At 59.1% G+C, this 17,501-nt stretch carries 18 protein-coding genes, 1 tRNA gene and 1 pseudogene; 4 read left to right on the top strand and 16 right to left on the bottom strand.

What is annotated here, in order from left to right; genetic code table 11:
* Positions 1-41: 41 nt before the first annotated feature.
* The 5 genes from ACP15O_RS12050 to sciP form a co-directional block, all read right to left on the bottom strand.
* A complete protein-coding gene (locus tag ACP15O_RS12050) occupies positions 42-164 on the bottom strand; it encodes a hypothetical protein (protein ID WP_425096349.1) in 123 nt (40 codons plus the stop codon).
* Between the two features lie 117 nt (positions 165-281).
* Positions 282-2,372 (bottom strand): ATP-dependent DNA helicase RecG, encoded by a 2,091-nt coding sequence (recG, locus tag ACP15O_RS12045; protein ID WP_425096348.1) that lies wholly within the window; start codon positions 2,370-2,372, stop codon positions 282-284.
* Positions 2,369-4,492: an NAD-dependent DNA ligase LigA gene (gene ligA, locus ACP15O_RS12040; protein ID WP_425096347.1), complete on the bottom strand. Its 2,124-nt coding sequence runs from the start codon at positions 4,490-4,492 to the stop codon at positions 2,369-2,371. Before ligA ends, recG begins: the two co-directional genes overlap by 4 nt.
* A 92-nt stretch (positions 4,493-4,584) precedes the next feature.
* The gene (ctrA, locus tag ACP15O_RS12035) at positions 4,585-5,301 is read right to left on the bottom strand and encodes a response regulator transcription factor CtrA (RefSeq protein ID WP_425096346.1); all 717 of its coding nucleotides are present in this window, start codon (positions 5,299-5,301) and stop codon (positions 4,585-4,587) included.
* Between the two features lie 94 nt (positions 5,302-5,395).
* The gene (gene sciP, locus ACP15O_RS12030; protein WP_425096345.1) at positions 5,396-5,674 is read right to left on the bottom strand and encodes a CtrA inhibitor SciP; all 279 of its coding nucleotides are present in this window, start codon (positions 5,672-5,674) and stop codon (positions 5,396-5,398) included.
* Positions 5,675-5,785: 111 nt separating this feature from the next.
* Here sciP and mnmA point away from each other — a divergent pair, with 111 nt between their 5' ends.
* On the top strand, positions 5,786-6,934 hold the full coding sequence (mnmA, locus tag ACP15O_RS12025) for a tRNA 2-thiouridine(34) synthase MnmA (protein WP_425096623.1): 1,149 nt from the start codon (positions 5,786-5,788) through the stop codon (positions 6,932-6,934).
* Here mnmA and olsA read toward each other — a convergent pair.
* From olsA to ACP15O_RS12010, 3 genes are all read right to left on the bottom strand, one after another.
* On the bottom strand, positions 6,931-7,731 hold the full coding sequence (olsA, locus tag ACP15O_RS12020; protein WP_425096622.1) for a lyso-ornithine lipid O-acyltransferase: 801 nt from the start codon (positions 7,729-7,731) through the stop codon (positions 6,931-6,933). The two genes, mnmA and olsA, sit on opposite strands and share 4 nt — an antisense overlap.
* A 14-nt stretch (positions 7,732-7,745) precedes the next feature.
* Positions 7,746-8,525, bottom strand: coding sequence for an L-ornithine N(alpha)-acyltransferase (gene olsB / locus ACP15O_RS12015; protein ID WP_425096344.1), 780 nt, complete (start codon positions 8,523-8,525; stop codon positions 7,746-7,748).
* Positions 8,526-8,640: 115 nt separating this feature from the next.
* Complete coding sequence (locus ACP15O_RS12010; RefSeq protein WP_425096343.1) at positions 8,641-8,823, bottom strand: DUF3553 domain-containing protein; 183 nt, start codon at positions 8,821-8,823, stop codon at positions 8,641-8,643.
* Positions 8,824-8,847: 24 nt separating this feature from the next.
* Between ACP15O_RS12010 and ACP15O_RS12005 the strand changes: the two genes are divergently transcribed.
* Entirely contained in the window at positions 8,848-9,447 is a 600-nt protein-coding gene (locus tag ACP15O_RS12005; protein WP_425096342.1) for a histidine phosphotransferase family protein, read from the top strand.
* Here the strand turns inward: ACP15O_RS12005 and ACP15O_RS12000 are convergent.
* The 7 genes and pseudogenes from ACP15O_RS12000 to ACP15O_RS11970 form a co-directional block, all read right to left on the bottom strand.
* The gene (locus ACP15O_RS12000) at positions 9,444-10,697 is read right to left on the bottom strand and encodes a glutamate-5-semialdehyde dehydrogenase (protein WP_425096341.1); all 1,254 of its coding nucleotides are present in this window, start codon (positions 10,695-10,697) and stop codon (positions 9,444-9,446) included. The genes ACP15O_RS12005 and ACP15O_RS12000 overlap by 4 nt on opposite strands.
* A 41-nt stretch (positions 10,698-10,738) precedes the next feature.
* Positions 10,739-11,845 carry a glutamate 5-kinase gene (gene proB, locus ACP15O_RS11995; protein ID WP_425096340.1) on the bottom strand — a complete coding sequence of 369 codons (1,107 nt, stop codon included), beginning with the start codon at positions 11,843-11,845 and terminating at the stop codon, positions 10,739-10,741.
* Positions 11,833-12,870, bottom strand: coding sequence for a GTPase ObgE (gene obgE / locus ACP15O_RS11990; protein ID WP_425096339.1), 1,038 nt, complete (start codon positions 12,868-12,870; stop codon positions 11,833-11,835). Before obgE ends, proB begins: the two co-directional genes overlap by 13 nt.
* Before the next feature lie 48 nt (positions 12,871-12,918).
* Entirely contained in the window at positions 12,919-13,458 is a 540-nt protein-coding gene (locus tag ACP15O_RS11985; RefSeq protein ID WP_425096338.1) for a GNAT family N-acetyltransferase, read from the bottom strand.
* A gap of 312 nt (positions 13,459-13,770) precedes the next feature.
* Complete coding sequence (rpmA, locus tag ACP15O_RS11980) at positions 13,771-14,040, bottom strand: 50S ribosomal protein L27 (protein WP_425096337.1); 270 nt, start codon at positions 14,038-14,040, stop codon at positions 13,771-13,773.
* Positions 14,041-14,062: 22 nt separating this feature from the next.
* Positions 14,063-14,434: pseudogene (gene rplU, locus ACP15O_RS11975) on the bottom strand (50S ribosomal protein L21); the annotation flags it as partial.
* Between the two features lie 211 nt (positions 14,435-14,645).
* The gene (locus ACP15O_RS11970) at positions 14,646-15,509 is read right to left on the bottom strand and encodes a DUF2059 domain-containing protein (protein WP_425096336.1); all 864 of its coding nucleotides are present in this window, start codon (positions 15,507-15,509) and stop codon (positions 14,646-14,648) included.
* Between the two features lie 125 nt (positions 15,510-15,634).
* Here ACP15O_RS11970 and ACP15O_RS11965 point away from each other — a divergent pair.
* Positions 15,635-15,724: transfer RNA gene (locus tag ACP15O_RS11965), tRNA-Ser, on the top strand.
* Between the two features lie 239 nt (positions 15,725-15,963).
* Complete coding sequence (locus ACP15O_RS11960; protein ID WP_425096335.1) at positions 15,964-17,100, top strand: tyrosine-type recombinase/integrase; 1,137 nt, start codon at positions 15,964-15,966, stop codon at positions 17,098-17,100.
* On the opposite strand, the gene ACP15O_RS11955 is transcribed toward ACP15O_RS11960, so the two are convergent.
* Positions 17,064-17,261: a hypothetical protein gene (locus tag ACP15O_RS11955; protein WP_425096334.1), complete on the bottom strand. Its 198-nt coding sequence runs from the start codon at positions 17,259-17,261 to the stop codon at positions 17,064-17,066. The two genes, ACP15O_RS11960 and ACP15O_RS11955, sit on opposite strands and share 37 nt — an antisense overlap.
* Between the last annotated feature and the right edge of the window lie 240 nt (positions 17,262-17,501).

Genomic DNA, 17,501 nt, shown 5'->3' with positions numbered 1-17,501 from the left:
GGCCGGTGGATCAGATCGCAGGCAGAAACTGTGGGTGCAGCTCAAACAAAACTGGGCAGGTGCAACGCGGCGACGGTCATCACCACCAAGGCGGCAACCCCCAAAGCATCGAAAATCAGCGTGTCCTCGGCGCGGGTTACGATATCGGCAATCTGGCGGAACATGGCGGTGTCTCCTGCGTTAACCTTTGTTGCTCTTTTGTTCCCATATCCTTAACAGCAAGTAAAGAACTTTTTGAGAACATTTGCGAACAAAACGCAATCAAAGCAGAACAGAATCGCCTAACCCACTGAAATCAAACGGATTGCCTGATCCTGCTCCATCAACCACAACAGAACACGGGCTGCCTGGCCACGGGGGGATTGCAATGTTGGATCCTGCGCCAAGAGCGCGCGGGCATCCGATTGCGCGGTTTCCATTAACGCGGCCTGCCTCTCCAGATCGGCGATCCGGAACCGTGGCAGCCCGGATTGCGCCGTGCCAATCAAGTCCCCGGCCCCGCGCATTTCCAGATCGACCTCGGAAATCCGGAACCCGTCTTCGGTATCGCGCAGGGTGGTCAGACGCCGGGTGCCGCCCTCGTTCAGCGGCGCATCATACATCAGCAGACAGGTAGAATCGGCGCTGCCTCGCCCGACGCGCCCACGTAATTGGTGCAGCTGTGCCAGGCCGAAAATCTCGGCCCGTTCAATCACCATGATCGAGGCATTGGGCACGTTCACCCCGACCTCGATGACCGTGGTGGCCACCAGCACGCTGCTGCGCCCGGCGACGAAATCCGCCATGGCCGCGTCCTTTTCCGCCGGGGGCATCTGCCCATGGACCAGCCCAACCTGCCCCTCGCCCAAGGCAGCCCGCAGGGTTTTGAACCGCTCTTCGGCGGCGGTCAGGTTCACGATCTCGCTCTCTTCGACCAACGGACACACCCAATAGGCCTGCCGCCCCTCGCGGATCGCCTTGCGCAGATGTTCGACAACCTCTTCCATGCGCGCAGTCGAGACCAGCGCCGTCTTGATCGGCTTGCGACCGGGCGGTTTTTCATCCAGCACGGACACGTCCATATCGCCATATTGCGCCAGCGCCAAAGAGCGCGGGATCGGCGTGGCGGTCATCACCAGCACATCCGCCAGCGCGCCTTTTTTTCCCAGCTCCAGCCGCTGGCGCACCCCAAAGCGGTGTTGCTCATCAATGACGGCAAGGCGAAGATCCTGAAATTCCACATCTTTTTGGAAAACAGCATGGGTGCCCACCAGCATATGAATGTCACCGCGCGCCAGTGCCTCCAACTTGGCGCGGCGCTCTGCCCCTTTGTCACGGCCGGTCAGAATTTCCAGCACGACACCGGCATCGCTGGCCAGAGGTTGCAGGCCTTCCAGGTGCTGACGCGCCAAAATCTCGGTCGGAGCCATCATGACCCCCTGCCCCCCGGCCTCGACCGCGACCAGCAAAGCCATGAAAGCCACCAGCGTTTTGCCAGCACCAACATCCCCTTGCAGCAGCCGGTTCATCCGTAATGGCGCCGCCATGTCGGTCTCGATCTCTTCGATCACACGCAGCTGCGCCCCCGTCGGACGGTACGGCAATCGGGTCAAAACCCGTGCCCGCATCGCCCCGGTGCCCTTGGTCTGACGCCCTTTGGATTTGCGCAATTGCGCGCGGGCCAGCGCAAGCGTCAACTGGTGCGCCATGAATTCATCATAGGCCAAACGGGCGCGCGCGGGATGGCTGTCTGCCAGATCCTCGGGGGCGCGCGGCGCGTGAGCCAGGCGAATAGCACTGGCCCAATCCGACCAGCCCGCCTGTTTTTTCTGTTCAGGATCAACCCATTCCGGCAATTCGGGCACGCGCTGCAAGGTCGCGCTGACCGCTTTTGCCATCTGTTTCTGGGTCACGCCAGAGGTCAGCGGATAGACAGGTTCGAACACCGGAATATCGTCGGCCTCGGTCAGCGGCACCACGTGGTCGGGGTGCACCATTTGGGCGATCCCGTCGAACATTTCGACCTTGCCCGACACGATGCGACGCTCGCCAATCGGCAAAAGGCGCTTCAGATAATCCGCGCGGGCATGGAAAAATACCAACTGGAAGGTGGTTTCGGCATCCTCGACCGTGACCCGATAAGCGCCGCCGCGCGTTCTGGGGGCTTTATGCGCGCCGACCACCACCTCAATCGTCAGAACATCGGGCAGAACCGCCCCCCGAACCGAGCCTCGCAACGCCCGATCAATTCCAGAATAAGGCAATGAAAACAACAAGTCACGCGGCTTATACACCCCCAATTGCCCAAGATGCTGCGCCGTTTTAGGCCCCACGCCGGACAGGGTTTCCAACCCTGCGAACAGCGGGAACAGAATTTCCGGACGGCCCGTCATGCGCCCGCGATCAGTTCTAGCCAGCCGTCTTCGTCCAGCGTTCTGATCCCCAATTCGGCGGCCTTCTTCGCCTTCGAGCCCGCGCCCGGCCCTGCCACCAGCAAATCGGTTTTCTTACTGACCGAGCCAGACACTTTCGCGCCCAAGGCCTCGGCCCGCGCTTTGGCCTCCGCACGGGACATTTTCTCCAAAGTGCCAGTGAAAACCACGGTTTTTCCGGCCACAGGGCTGCTGTCCGAAGCCGGTTTTTCAGCCGCTTGAATCTGCAAATGGGCGACCAGTTCGTCGATGACCGCGCGCTCTTGTTCTTGCGCGAATGCCGTCACCAACGAACGCGCCATCACCTCGCCCACACCGTCAATGGACAGCAGATCCTCCCAATCCTGGCCTTCGAATGACGCGGCACGCTGCATCGCCGCTTCGAAATTGGCCCACTCGCCATAGTGCCGGGCAATCAGATTGCTGGCCGCAGCGCCGACATGCCGAATCCCGAGGGCAAACAGCAACCGGCCAAACCCGATCTGGCGGCGGTCCTCAATTGCGTGAAACAGGTTCTGCGCGCTTTTAGCCCCCCAGCCATCGCGGTTCGCCAGTTTGGCCAGATTGGCCGCATCGCGCTGCGCCAGGGTAAATATATCGGCTGGCGTCCTGATCGGCAGAACAGAGTCCGCATAAAACATCTCAATCTGTTTCGCGCCCAGACCTTCGATATCAAACGTCGCGCGCCCTACGAAATGTTTCATTTTTTCAACAGCTTGAGCGGGGCAAATAATTCCGCCAGTGCAGCGGCGAATGGCGTCCCCTTCTTCTCGGATCGCCGCAGAGCCGCATTCGGGACATGTCTGCGGAAACACATATGGCTGCGCGCCGGATGGGCGTTTACCAAGATCAACATCGGCGACCTTAGGAATCACGTCGCCCGCGCGGTAGACTTGAACCCAGTCGCCTTCGCGAATGTCCTTCCCGCCCCGAATTTCGTTGCCCTTCGAATCCCGACCGGCAATGTAATCTTCGTTGTGCAGCGTTGCATTGCTGACAACAACGCCGCCGACGGTCACTGGCTGCAATCGCGCCACAGGGCTTAGCGCGCCGGTGCGCCCAACCTGGATGTCGATCCCCTCAAGCCGGGTCCAGGCCAGTTCGGCCGGGAATTTATGCGCAATCGCCCATCGCGGCGTCGATGACCGGAACCCCAAACGCGCCTGAAACGCCAAATCGTTAACCTTGTAGACAACCCCGTCGATGTCATACCCAAGCGTCGCTCTCATCTGTTCGATCTTGCGATAATGCGCGATCAGGCTGGTCACATCCGGGCAGATTTGCGTCAATTCGTTAACCTTGAAGCCCAGCTGTTGCAGGCGCTCAATGGCAGACATCTGCGTTTCCGCCAGCGGATCCGACAATTCCCCCCAGGCGTAAGCGAAAAAATTCAAAGGGCGGGACCGGGTGATTTCTGCATCCAACTGCCGCAAAGATCCTGCGGCTGCATTGCGCGGATTTGCAAAAACTTTGCCGCTGTTTTCCAGTTGCCGCGCATTGAGCGCCTCGAAATCCGCGTGGCTGAGATAGACCTCCCCCCGCACCTCAAGCACATCCGGGGCACCGTCAAGAATCTGCGGAATATCCTCTATCGTTTTTGCGTTTTCCGTGACGTTTTCCCCCGTCACGCCATCCCCCCGAGTCGCGGCCTGAACCAAACGCCCATTTTCGTACCGCAGAGACAGGCTAAGCCCGTCGATCTTCGGCTCGGCCGTATAGCTGACACTACCGGGCACCGCCCCCAGGAACTTGCAAACAAACTCGTCAAACTCGACAACATCGGCCTCTTCAAACGCATTGCCAAGAGACAACATACGCACTGCATGAGTGACCTTCCCGAACCCCTCTGCCGGGGCCGCACCAATTTTCTCACTGGGGCTATCTGCGCGTTTGAGGTCAGGAAAACGCTTTTCAATCTGATGGTTGCGATGCTTGAGCGCATCGAACTCTGCATCGCTCAAATCCGGAGAATCATGCCTATGATACGCCTCATTGGCCTGCGTTATAAGTTTCGCAAGGCGGTCTAGCTCAACCTTGGCCTGATCTTGAGTCAGATCATCTACAGCAATTTGTTCGAACACATTTGCCCCCTGCTACACTTGGCCAAGTCCATTGGCCAAAGTGATAGGGGGGCAATGCTATAAGGTCCAGCCTGTTCCGTGAGCGACTTGGCTTAGGCCCCTATCGCCAGTTGATCCGCCGGCATCCCCGCTGGATTCGGATCGCGCAGAACATAGCCGCGGCCCCAGACTGTTTCGATATAATTTTCACCGTCAGTCGCCTGGCTCAGCTTCTTGCGCAATTTGCAGATGAACACGTCGATGATTTTCAATTCGGGCTCATCCATGCCACCATATAGGTGGTTGAGGAACATCTCTTTGGTCAGCGTGGTGCCTTTGCGCAGGCTAAGCAGTTCCAACATCTGATATTCCTTGCCGGTCAGGTGTACTGTCTTGCCACCGACATCGACCGTTTTCGCATCCAGATTCACGTTCACCTTGCCCGTGCGGATAACAGACTGGGAATGCCCTTTTGAGCGCCGGATAATGGCGTGAATGCGTGCGATCAGTTCTTCGCGATGGAAAGGCTTGGTCATATAGTCATCGGCGCCAAAGCCAAACCCCTTGATCTTATTGTCCGTATCATCCGCCCCCGACAGGATCAGGATGGGCGTATCTACCCGTGCAAGCCGCAGTTGGCGCAACACTTCGTGCCCGTTCATATCCGGCAGGCCCAGGTCCAAAAGGATCAAATCGTAATCATACAGCTTGGCCAGATCGATCCCCTCCTCACCCAAATCGGTCGTATAGACGTTCAGATTCGCATGGGTCAGCATCATTTCGATACTTTTCGATGTGGTGGGATCGTCCTCTACCAGCAGCACACGCATATTCGTTCTCCGCAAATTGCTTGTAATTCAATTCAACCGTGGCGAATAAAGGTTAATCACTCGTTACCGTAAAAGAACAAATAGTATACTATCGTTAAAGTTGTCTATATTTTTGTAGGGCCGTGGCCTTTAACGCCTCCTCCCCATGCCTAGCAATGGCCTGACACCATTCATGAAATTCTTCTTCGCTCAGGCCATAGCGCTTCAATGCCTCATCCTGGGTGATCAACCCGTACAACACCCCACGTACAACCGCAGCCTTGCGCCGGGCCACCCACCTATGCGTGTCTTTGGGGGGTAAATCAGCCTGTGTCATGATCTGACCATCCGGCAGAGTCACCGCCCGGGGCCCTTCAACCTTTTTCAGATACATCCCGTTTTCCTCGCTCTTTGCACCACAATCGAACGGGGTGCTTAACAGGGAGTGAAACCGGGACTTGAGAGTAGTTAGGATTTTCCTATATTCTCGCAGACTTCCATGGGAATGCGCATCATGCTGGACGAGACGACAAAACTGAACTCACTGGGCTTTGCCAAGCCGCCGTCGGAAACGCGGGTGGTGGTGGCCATGTCCGGCGGCGTGGACAGCTCAGTTGTGGCGGCGCAACTGGCCGAGGAAGGCTATGATGTCGTCGGCGTCACGCTACAGCTCTATGATCATGGGGCCGCGCTGGCCAAGAAGGGCGCCTGCTGCGCCGGGATCGACATTCACGATGCCCGCCGCGTGGCCGAGGAAATGGGCTTCCCCCATTACGTGCTGGACTATGAAAACATCTTCCAAGAGGCGGTGATCGACGAGTTCGCCGACAGCTACTTGGGTGGCGCCACGCCCGTGCCCTGCATCCGCTGCAATGAGCGCGTGAAATTCAAAGACCTGCTGGAGACCGCCAAAGACCTGGAGGCCGACTGCATGGCCACCGGACATTATATCCAGCGTAAAATGGGCCCCCACGGCCCCGAGCTGCACTGCGCCACGGATGCGAACCGCGACCAAAGCTATTTCCTGTTCTCGACCACGCCCGAGCAGCTGGATTACCTGCGTTTTCCGCTGGGGCACCTGCCCTCGAAGGATGCGACGCGCGCGCTGGCGGCGAAATATGGCCTGGCCGTGGCCGACAAACCCGACAGCCAGGACATTTGTTTCGTGCCCAATGGCAATTATGCCTCCGTGATCGAAAAACTGCGCCCCGGCGCGGCCGAGCCCGGACAGATCGTTCACGCAGACGGGCGCGTTCTGGGCGAACATAACGGCGTGATCCACTATACCATCGGCCAGCGCCGCGGCCTGGGCATTGGCGGGCTGTCCGAGCCCCTGTACGTGGTCAAGCTGGACGTCGAAAACAAGCAGGTCGTCGTCGGCCCCAAAGAGCTGCTGTCCACCCGCACCGTCCCCGTACGCGAGATTAACTGGCTGGGCGATGAGCCGCTCACCTCGCAAAAGGAATGGCATGTGTCGGTTAAAATCCGGTCAACCCGCCCCCCGCGCGAGGCAATCATCCGCCCCCTGACGGACACCACCGCCGAGGTCGAACTGCTAACCGCCGAAGAAGGCGTCTCTCCCGGTCAGGCCTGCGTGTTCTACGAAACCACAGGATCGCGCATTCTGGGCGGCGGCTGGATCTGGAAAGGCTAATCCGGCATCGCGCTGCGCACGGTCTGCTCGGCATAGGCGGCCAGGCTTTTGCGGTTGGGAAAATCATCCACCCGCACGGGCCGGTGATACACCACTTTCACGCGCCCCTGACGCGGATTCGCCAGCACCTTCAGCAGATGCGAGCCGAAATCCATCTCGCCCCACCAGCCGTAAAACCGCGGGTCTTCACCGCTGCGTGGCGTATAGATCACCGTGGCTGGCTGGATGTGCATCTCATGCCTTAAGTGATCTGTAAAGAACGCCTGAAAAAGCGTTGATTTAAAAGGCAAAACCACCAAACCATCGGTCGAGGTTCCCTCGGGGAAGAACAGCAGCTTATGCCCGGCCAGCAGACGGTTTTCAAAGATTTCTTGCTGCGCTTTCGCCTCTTTGCGGTCGCGCCGGATAAACACAGTCCCCGTCGCCCGCGCCAGCCAGCCGATGCCCGGCCATTTGGCCACCTCGGCTTTGGACACGAAATAGATTCGTTTGCGGGCGTTCAGCGTGAAAATATCCAGCCAGGACGAGTGATTGGCCACCACGGCACCGCGTTGCCGCATCACATCCCCCTTGGTTTCAAATCGAAACCCCATGATCCGAAAGGCATTACGGCACACGAACTGCGTGATATGCGGCGTAACAGGGCGCTGAAGCCCGAAAAGCGGCCGCTCGAACAGGCGCACCAGCAACAGCAGCAATAGCCCTCCGAACACCAGAAACGCCAGGGGGATGCCACGCCCAAGCGCCAGGCTCCAGCCCCGAAGGCCGAGGCTTGCGCGGGGCGGTTCCGGGGGCATGTCCCAGTTTAGGTTCACGCCGTAACCCCTTTGGAGTATAATGATTTTTGCTTCTCGTTCATGCGGGCGGTATCCATGATCAAGCAGACATCCGTCGTGTTGAAATCCGTGTCGATAAAGGCCCCTTCTCCGACAAAGCCCCCCAGCCGCAGATAGGCCTTGATCAAGGCCGGCACCCCCAGCATGGCCGCCTTACGATCCAGCGCCTCGGGCGGCACCAGATCCATCCGCGTGCTGCTGTGCCCGCGCACCTGCACCCGCACCCCCTCGGGCGCCAGATGGTTGTGATGCAACATCGACAGAGGCTGGGCCAGTTTCTGCGGATCGGTGCCGTGGAAGCTGGCCGTTCCGAACAGGATTTCTATTTTGTGTTCAAATACATAGGACGCCAGAGCATTCCACAAATGGAACATGGCCGCACCGCCGCGATACTCTTTGTGCAGGCAGGACCGCCCCAGTTCCAACAGCCTGCGCCCACTTTGTTTCAACGGGGTCAGGTCGTACTCGTCTTCGGAATAAAATTGCCCCAGAGCCGCCGCCTGATCATCGCGCAACACCCGGTAAACCCCGACAATCTGCGCCGCCACATCGCCGCCACGCGCCTGATCCAGCAGGATCAGATGGTCGAAATACGGGTCGAACCGATCAATTTCCAAGCCCTGTTCATGATCGACCAGCGGCCCCGATCCGCCCAGTTCGCGAATAAAAACCTCGTATCGCAGCCCCTGGGCCGCACGCAGCTCGGCCTCGGATTCTGCAAGCTTTACAAGGTATTGCGGTGAATTCTCGGGCATCTTATTGCGATCCTGTCGGTCTGGGCCTGTTTGTAGGAAAGCCATGCTGGAAAAGCAACAGGTGAGGCCAGGGTTTACTAAACCCCAAGTTGTGTTAGCTTTACGTTAACCACATTCAGTCATCAAAGACCGGAGTAAGAACAATACGGGACCCGTCGATCACGACCTTTCCGGCATCTGGAAAATTCACGGTGATTTTGCCGCGAATGTTCGATTGCACCTGACCAATCCCCCATTCGGGGCAACCAGGGTGCTGAACCCGCATTCCAGGTTCCAGAAAGGCATTCAAATCGTCCATGGGCTCACTTTCGGAGGGAAGAATTTGCCGCACAATAGCGTCGAACTAAGCACATTGATAGGGTCGCGCATCTGCCATGATCTGATCAGTCCGATCGGGGCCATCGGGAACGGGCTGGAGCTGCTGCTGATGGGGATGCCGCCCTCGCCCGAGCTGTCCCTGATCGCGGAAAGCGTTGAGAATGCGAATGCCCGCGTCCGGTTTTTCCGTGTCGCCTTCGGCAAGGCTGGCGAAGGTCAGAGCGTCACCTTGCAAGAGATCAACACCATTTTGCGCGACATCTCGAAAGGGGCCAGAATTACCGTTGAATATCAATCGGATATTCCACCTGATCGGCCCAGCCTCAGGGCCGCCTTTCTGGCTGTGATGTGTTTGGAAAGCGCCCTGCCCCTTGGCGGCGACATCGTGATTAACCATGATGGAGCAGCGTGGGTTCTGACCGGCCAGGGACGGCGCATTCAGATGGACGAATCGCTGTGGCCGCTGTTGCAATCGGCCCCGGTGAACCCGCTGGAGGTCAGCGCCGGGCAGGTGCAATTTGCCCTGCTGCCCGGATTGCTGGGTCAATTGGGGCGAACGGCCAAGGTAACTCAGGGCGACACCTCGGCCTCGATCACGTTTTAGGGGCGCGTGGTGCCGTCGCCTTCTACCAGGTATTTGAAACTGGTCAGCTGAGCCGCCCCCACCGGGCCACGCGCGTGCATTTTCCCGGTGGCGATCCCAATCTCGGCACCCATGCCAAATTCGCCCCCATCGGCAAACTGAGTCGAGGCATTGCGCATCAGAATCGCGCTGTCCAGACGCTCAAAGAACCGGTTCGCGACGGCATCGTTTTCCGTGATCACGCAATCGGTGTGATTCGAACCATATTGCCGGATATGCGCAATCGCCCCATCCACATCATCCACAACCTTGGCGGCGATGATGGCATCAAGGTACTCTTTCCCCCAATCCTCGGGCGCAGCTGCGACCGAGCCATTCAGCCCCTCGGCCCGCACCTCAACGCCAGCCTTGATCAGCGCATTGACCAGATCAGCGCCCAGAGTGTCGGCTATGTCTTTGTGAATCAAAAGACATTCTGCCGCCCCACAAATGCCCGTCCGGCGGGTTTTGGCATTCAGAACCACATCCAGAGCCTTGGCCGGATCGGCGTCCTTGTCCACATAGACGTGCACGATCCCCTCCAGATGGGCGAACACGGGCACGCGGGCCTCGCGCTGGACCAAGCCAACCAAGCCTTTTCCCCCACGGGGCACGATCACGTCCACATAATCGGTCATCGTCAACAATTCCTGAACGGCGGCGCGGTCGCGCGTGGGCACCAGCTGCACCGCGTACTCGGGCAGGTTGGCGGCTTTCAGCCCCTCGACCAGACAGGCATGAATCGCGCCCGAGGAATGAAAACTTTCCGAGCCCCCCCGCAAAATCACCGCATTCCCCGATTTCAGGCACAGCGCACCGGCATCCGCTGTCACGTTCGGGCGGCTTTCATAGATCACCCCGATGACGCCCAAGGGCGTGCGCACCCGGCGAATATGCAGCCCCGAGGGCATGTCCCATTCGGCCAGCACCTCGCCCACGGGATCGGCCTGTTCCGCCACCGCACGCAGCCCATTGACGATGCCCATGATCCGGTCTTCGTCCAGCATCAGCCGGTCCATCATCGCCGGGCTCAACCCTTTTTCGCGGCCATATTCCAGATCTTTGGCGTTGGCGGCGATGATCTCGGCGCGGTTCTTCCACACCGCATCCGCCGCCCCGATCAAGGCCGCGTGTTTGCGTTCGGCGCTGGCAAATCCCAGCTCGGCCGCGGCGGCCTTGGCGCGTTTGCCAATCTCGGTCATCACCGCGTGAATATCTGTTGCGTCTTTCATTTCTGACCTCCGGTTTCCCTGTCAGTTCAATATCTTAGGCGTCAAAGCGCCATGTCGTCTCGGTGGATCAGGGCGGCGCGGCCCGGATAGCCCAAAAGCGTTTCAATCTCGCCCGAGCGGTGCCCCTTGATCCGGAAAGCCTCGGCCGCGGTGTAGCGGCTGAGCCCCTGCCCCAGTTTGCGCCCGTCTGGGCCCAGGATGGCCACGGGATCCCCGCGGCCGAAGACTCCTGTCACGCCCTTGACGCCCGCCGGCAGCAGGCTGTTTCCCTTGCCCAGGGCCGCCATCGCACCAGCATCGACGACGATTTCCCCCTTCGGTTTCATCGAGTGGATCCAGCGTTTGCGCGCCAGATGCGGATCGCCCTGCGCGGTAAACCAGGTGGCATTCGCCCCGTTTTGCAGCGCACTGAGCGGCCGCATCACGGACCCTTCGGTGATCGCCATCGCGCAGCCCCCCGCCGTGGCCATTTTGGCGGCCATCAGCTTGGTGATCATGCCGCCCTTGGACAGGCCGGACACGCCCTCACCGGCCATGGCCTCGATCTCGGGGGTGATTTCGTCGATCACCTCATAGCGGCGCGCGCTGGGGTCTTCTTGGGGATTGGCGCTATAGAACCCATCCACATCCGACAGCAAAATCAGCTGATCCGCGCCCACCGTGACGGCCACCTGCGCGGCCAGCCGGTCATTATCGCCATAGCGGATCTCATCGGTGGCCACTGTATCGTTTTCATTCACAATCGGCACCACGCCGAGCGAGATCAGCGTCTCCAGCGTGGCGCGGCTGTTCAGGTAGCGGCGGCGGTTTTCGCTGTCCTCCAGCGTGACCAGAACCTGCGCGGTCGTGATCCCGTGGGGGGCCAGATCCTCCTCATAGGCGCGGGCCAGACGGATTTGCCCGACGGCGGCGGCGGCCTGGGATTGTTCCAGCGGCAGATCGGGGCCAGACAGGCCCAACACCCCGCGCCCCAGCGCGATCGAGCCCGAAGACACCAGGATCACGTCCTTGCCCAGCCCCTTCAGCCAGGCCACATCGGCGGCCAGCCCCTTCAGCCAATCCGCGCGCAATGCCCCCGTCGCCCGGTCCACCAACAGCGCCGAGCCGATCTTGATCACCAGGCGGTTGGCGTCGGTCAGGGGTGCCACGTCTCTTCCTCGTCTGCTCCGCCTTTCTGGCGCAGGCGGTCTTCGTCAATCTGGGCGCGCAGGGCCCGCAAGACCCCATCCACCCCTTCGCGGGAAACGCCAGACATCAGCATCACCGAAGTACCGCTTGCGGCCTCCAGCTCTTCCTTCAGGAAGGCGCGTTCTTCATCGTCCAGCGCGTCGATCTTGTTCAGAACGGTGATGCGCGGCTTTTCGGCCAGCGCGCCGCCATAGGCCTCCAGCTCGCCAATGATGGTGTGGTAATCCTCGATCAGCGTACCCGAGCTGCCATCGACCAGATGCAGCAGCACCGCGCAGCGTTCCACATGCCCCAGGAACAGATCGCCCAGGCCACGCCCCTCGGATGCGCCCTCGATCAGGCCGGGGATGTCCGCCACGACGAATTCAACCCCATCAATGCCCACCACACCCAGATTGGGGTGCAGCGTGGTAAAGGGATAGTCCGCAATTTTCGGCCGCGCATTGGACGTGGCCGCCAGAAAGGTGGATTTGCCCGCATTCGGCAGGCCCAGCAGCCCCACATCGGCGATCAGTTTCAGCCGCAGCCACAGGGTACGCTCGACGCCCTCCTGCCCCGGATTGGATCGGCGCGGAGCCTGGTTGGTGGAGGATTTGAAATGCAGGTTGCCCCAGCCGCCATTCCCCCCGCGGGCCAATTGGATACGCTGGCCGACCTCGGTCAGATCGGCAATCACCGTTTCCTGGTCTTCGTCCAGAATTTCGGTGCCCACCGGCACTTTCAGAACGATGTCACCGCCATCGGCCCCGGTGCGCTGGTTGCCCATGCCCGGACGGCCGTTATCGGCAAAGAAATGCTGCTGATAGCGGAAATCAATCAGCGTGTTCAGCCCTTCGACGGCCTCGGCCCAGACGCTGCCGCCCTTGCCGCCGTCACCACCATCGGGTCCGCCATATTCGATATATTTCTCACGGCGGAAGCTGATACAGCCCCCCCCGCCCGAGCCAGACCGGATATAGACCTTTGCGAGATCAAGAAATTTCATGGTCGTCTCCTATCGCAAAGGCCGGGCGTTTCGCAATCCGGTCTTTGCTCAATCCAGTTTTCGGCTGTAGGTCCAGGTCGGAACCTTGCCATTGCGCGCCACCGAGAACGTCTCGGCATCGCCCAGGTATTCGAAACCGCAATTCGTCAGCACACGGGCCGAGGCCGGGTTGTCCTGAAACACCTCGGCAAACAATGTCGAACTGTTTTGCGGGTTCGCCTCGATCAGCGCGGTGACCGCCTGCGAGGCAAGGCCGGTGTTCCAGAACGCCGGGGCGACCCAATAGCCGATCTCGGACTGGCCGCGGTCCATGCGCTCCAGCGCGATCAGGCCCATGACCTCGCAGGCGCCCAGTTTGGTGCCGTCGATGGCCCAGACGTCCTCGATCCGGTCATCGGCCATGCTGCGCGCGATGAAGGCTTCGGTTGCGCCCGGTGGCATCGGATGCGGGATCGAGCGCGTGTTGCGCGCCACCCGTTCATCGCCGCCGTGCAGTTCGATCAGGCCCTGGTCGGATTTGCGCAGCGGGCGCAGATCGAACCTGTCGGTTTCAATAACCGCCTGATTGGTGATCCTGTTCAGCATCATATGTTTACTCCTCCTATATACTCCGAGGATACTGCCCCCTTAACGGTGGATGTCTTCGTTCCTCCATGAAGACATCTGCCAGAGGTAAAACCAAAGAATGTCAGACAGATGGCACTTTCCAAAGCGGTTTCAAGAACCCCGCTAAGGAACACCTGTGTGATCGGCAGCCCGCCCCGATCCGCGCCCTTACCCGCGCGGCGAAACAAGCCTGGATTTTCAAACAGTCCGGCAACGTACATGTGCTGCCTCCTCGAACGAAAAAGGGGACCGGCGATTTGCCGATCCCCTATGCAACTTTGCCTTTAGGTCGGCTTACTCAGCGGCCTCCGCCACTGGCAGAACCGAAATAAAGGTGCGGCCTTTCAGGCCCTTGTGGAAGGTCACTTTACCCTCGGCGGTTGCAAAGATCGTGTGGTCACGACCCATGCCCACGTTCTGGCCCGGCCACCACTTGGTGCCGCGCTGACGCACGATGATGTTTCCGGGGATAGCGGCCTGGCCACCATACAGTTTCACGCCAAGGCGGCGACCGTCAGAGTCGCGACCGTTACGAGATGAACCGCCAGCTTTCTTATGTGCCATCTGTCGTTACTCCTTATTCGGCTGCGACAGCAGGTGCGGAACCTGCGCCAACAGCGGCCTTAACACCCGACTTGCCTGCGCCCGAGGCCAGGATGTCGGTGATTTTGATCAGCGTCAGCTGCTGACGGTGACCTTTGGTACGCTTCGAGCTGTGCTTCCGGCGACGCTTCACAAAGTTGATGACTTTCTCACCTTTGATCTGATCGACGACTTCGGCCTGAACGCCCGCATCTTCAACCAGAGGCGCGCCCACAACGAGGTTATCGCCGCCCAGCATCAGAATCTCGTTGAATTGGATTTTTTCACCCGCATCAGCAGCCAGTTTTTCGACGCGCAGAATATCGCCCGCCTGAACCTTGTACTGCTTGCCGCCGGTTTTGAGGACCGCAAACATTTGCTTTTCCTTCGTTTTCCCGCGTTCTGTGGTCCCTGTTTCCAGGTGTTTATGGCCTGTGCCACCTCGAACCGCGCGCCCCTATGGGCGTCATTACATGAAACACGGGCAGAGAAGACCCCGCCCGAGATGCGCGCTTATCCGCATGTTTCCACCGCAAGTCAAGCCCCTTTGCCGCGCCCGCGCCCTGAAAACAAAGGATTTGCCGCGCTCACAGCTCTTCTGAGGGCACCAGCCCGGCCATGCGTTCGGCCAGCATCTCAAACCGGGTGGCCATGATCTCATAGTGGATGGCGTTCATCAGCTCATAGACCCGCTGCATCCGCGCATCCTCCAGCGCTTCGGTATAGGTCAGCATCTCGGCGTCGCTGAAGGCCTGATAGGTATAGGCCGAGTTCGCCAGCGCCCCGCGCAGCATGTCTGCCCGCGCCTGGGCTTCATCGGCGCGGAACAGCGCGCGCAGGTCCGGCTCGTCCATGGTCAGCTCGATCACCCCGGCCGCCGCTGCCGCCATCAGAAACCGGATCTGCACCTCTTGCATCGCCCGCAAAGAGACATCCCCCGCATCAATCGCCGCCGTCATCCGGCGGTAATACGCCAGCCGGTCCTTGCCCTCGCCGCCCGCGCGCACCAGCGCGGCCACGATCATCTCGCCGGCCTCATAGGTGCCGGCGTCATCGGGATTCATATGCGCGGCATTTTCGGCCGCAACCAGCCGCTGCCCCAGATCCGAGCCATAGAACCCCATCGCATGGTCCAGCAGATCCGAATCCAGCGTCTGAGACAGCATCTGAACCGCGGTTTCCCGAATCTCGGCGCTGTCCATCACCTGCTGCACCATCTTTTTCCACACGATGCCGAAATCCCCGGCCTCGGCCCCCAGCATCGCCGGAGCCTCATCCGCCGCCAGAGCGATCGAATCCAGCGCCACATCAAACCCCGTGATCTGCAAGAACCGGCGCACGTCCTGCGCCCTGTCCGCCTCCTCTGCCGCTGCCGCCACGGGCAATAATCCGAAAACCAGCACCAAAATCGTGCAAACCCGTTGAATAGCGTTCTTGATCTGGTTGCTCATGGGGTGGTTTCCTCTGAAAAACATGGGGTCTGTGACAGAGTTAGAAAAAAACTTCGCAGAAACAATGCAAATCGCCCTTGCCACTGTCGAAAAGACACTTTAAACGCGCCCCACCAGACCCCCGCGGAGAGGTGCCGGAGTGGTCGAACGGGGCGGTCTCGAAAACCGTTGTGGGTGCAAGCCCACCCAGGGTTCGAATCCCTGTCTCTCCGCCATATTTCCCTCAAATCGACGAGTGGAAATCAACAAAATAAGGCAAATCAACACTGTAGCGGCCAGCGGGCGCGGAATTTGCTACACATTTCGACCCACAGGCCTTACAATGAAGAACCCGCCCCTACGTATGCGTGATGGTATCTGGCACATTCGCCGCCGCGTTCCGAAATAGTATGAAGCCGTTGAAGAGCGCAGCGAGATTTGGAAGTCATTGCACACTGACAGTCGCGAAGCAGCGTTGGGAAAATGGAAAGGCGTCTGGGACAACCTTGTTGAAGGTTGGGAGGCTAAACTGGCTGGGGATACTGTAGACGCTGAAAAGCGACATGCCGCCGCCGTGGAACTGGCGCAATTGCGCGGCTTCCGATACCTCCCGATTTGCGATGTTCTGCAACTACCGACAGAAAAGTTTGTGGCACGCTTGGAGACGGCTAAAGATGTCCACGAAACCAAAGCGCTGGCGGGCACCGTTCCTACGCCCAAGATCACCGTTACGAAGGCCCTAGAAGATTTTTGGCCCGCCTCTCGCGACATGCTTATTGATAAGAGTCCGAACCAGATACGGCTCTGGAAAAACCCGCGCAAAAAGGCCGTCAAGAACTTCAAGATGGTTGTAGGCGACAAACCACTGGATGAAATCAACCGGGATGACATGCTTGATTTTCGGGAATGGTGGATGGAGCGGGTTGCAGGCGAAGAAGGCTTAAAGCCGGGAACGGCGAACAAAGACTTCACACATCTGCGCGGTGTCTGGGGCAAAATTAACGAGTTGAAACGGCTCGGAATCGACATAGACGCGCTCTTGGCGGGTTTGAGCTTCGCGGAAGGTGAACAACGAACCCGCCCGCCCTTTTCCTCTGATTGGATTAAAAAGAGGCTTCTGGACCCGAAGGCGCTGGCGGGTCTTAACACCGAAGCCCGGTGCGTCGTGCTGGTAATGGTGAACACCGGCGCACGCCCGTCTGAAATTACCACATTGAATGACACCACGATTGACCTGACAAGCGCTGTGCCACACATCAAAATTCGCCCCGATGGTAGAATGGTAAAATCGCCGCGAGCAAAACGAGAAATTCCACTTTTGGGCGTATCTCTGGAAGCTGCAAAACAATGTCCGAAAGGTTTCTCCCGCTACTTCGACAAGCCCGGCCTTTCGGGGACCGTGAATGCGTACTTTTCCGATAACGGACTGCGTGAGACGCCAGAACACTCTTTCTACAGCCTTCGGCATAGCTTTGAAGATAGGATGCTGGCGGCGGGGATAGACTACCGTATCCGCAAAGACCTAATGGGGCACAGGCTGAACGGCGAGCATTACGGTGACGGCGCATCATTGGATCAAGCTGCAACCTTGTTAAAACCCATTTCCTTCTGACCGGCAGCAATCGCACGCGCCCTGTCCAGCGCTGAACTTTTCGAACGTACTTTTGCCAGTTCAGTTTCGAGGCGTTCGAAGACAGGCAAGAACGCTTCATCGGCAGCCGCGAATACCGCGTACTGTTCAATCAGCCTTTCTATCCTTTCTTCGGTTACCACTTAAAAATCGCTCCTTTCGCTTGCAGCCCCAGATGTAACGACTGCTTGGCGAAGGGGTCAATTTTTTGAACGATTCCGACGCTTTAGCCCGTCAAAATAGCACATGGGTAGAGCGTTGAAATACCTCGCAGATTTGAAAACGATTGTAACATTTCTGCTGTGGGTCGGATCATTGCTGCTGAATGGCCTTGTTTTACACAGCCCAGAAATCACGAAAACGTGAACTGCGTGTGACTTTTT

It is taken from the genome of Youngimonas ophiurae (nom. illeg.) (assembly GCF_049803795.1).
Lineage (GTDB): Bacteria > Pseudomonadota > Alphaproteobacteria > Rhodobacterales > Rhodobacteraceae > Thalassobius.
This window is presented reverse-complemented; position numbering and strand designations above follow the sequence as displayed.

Coding starts and splice junctions, on each gene's coding strand:
- olsB (WP_425096344.1), bottom strand. CDS start 8,525: ATGCCCGAGAATTCACCGCAATACCTTGTAAAGCTTGCAGAATCCGAG.
- sciP (WP_425096345.1), bottom strand. CDS start 5,674: ATGTATCTGAAAAAGGTTGAAGGGCCCCGGGCGGTGACTCTGCCGGAT.
- ACP15O_RS12050 (WP_425096349.1), bottom strand. CDS start 164: ATGTTCCGCCAGATTGCCGATATCGTAACCCGCGCCGAGGACACGCTG.
- ACP15O_RS12010 (WP_425096343.1), bottom strand. CDS start 8,823: ATGGACGATTTGAATGCCTTTCTGGAACCTGGAATGCGGGTTCAGCAC.
- ACP15O_RS11985 (WP_425096338.1), bottom strand. CDS start 13,458: ATGATGCTGAACAGGATCACCAATCAGGCGGTTATTGAAACCGACAGG.
- mnmA (WP_425096623.1), top strand. CDS start 5,786: ATGCGCATCATGCTGGACGAGACGACAAAACTGAACTCACTGGGCTTT.
- recG (WP_425096348.1), bottom strand. CDS start 2,372: ATGACGGGCCGTCCGGAAATTCTGTTCCCGCTGTTCGCAGGGTTGGAA.
- ACP15O_RS11970 (WP_425096336.1), bottom strand. CDS start 15,509: ATGAGCAACCAGATCAAGAACGCTATTCAACGGGTTTGCACGATTTTG.
- olsA (WP_425096622.1), bottom strand. CDS start 7,731: ATGCCCCCGGAACCGCCCCGCGCAAGCCTCGGCCTTCGGGGCTGGAGC.
- ctrA (WP_425096346.1), bottom strand. CDS start 5,301: ATGCGTGTGCTGCTGGTAGAGGACGATCCCACCACATCGAAAAGTATC.
- ACP15O_RS12000 (WP_425096341.1), bottom strand. CDS start 10,697: ATGAAAGACGCAACAGATATTCACGCGGTGATGACCGAGATTGGCAAA.
- rpmA (WP_425096337.1), bottom strand. CDS start 14,040: ATGGCACATAAGAAAGCTGGCGGTTCATCTCGTAACGGTCGCGACTCT.
- obgE (WP_425096339.1), bottom strand. CDS start 12,870: ATGAAATTTCTTGATCTCGCAAAGGTCTATATCCGGTCTGGCTCGGGC.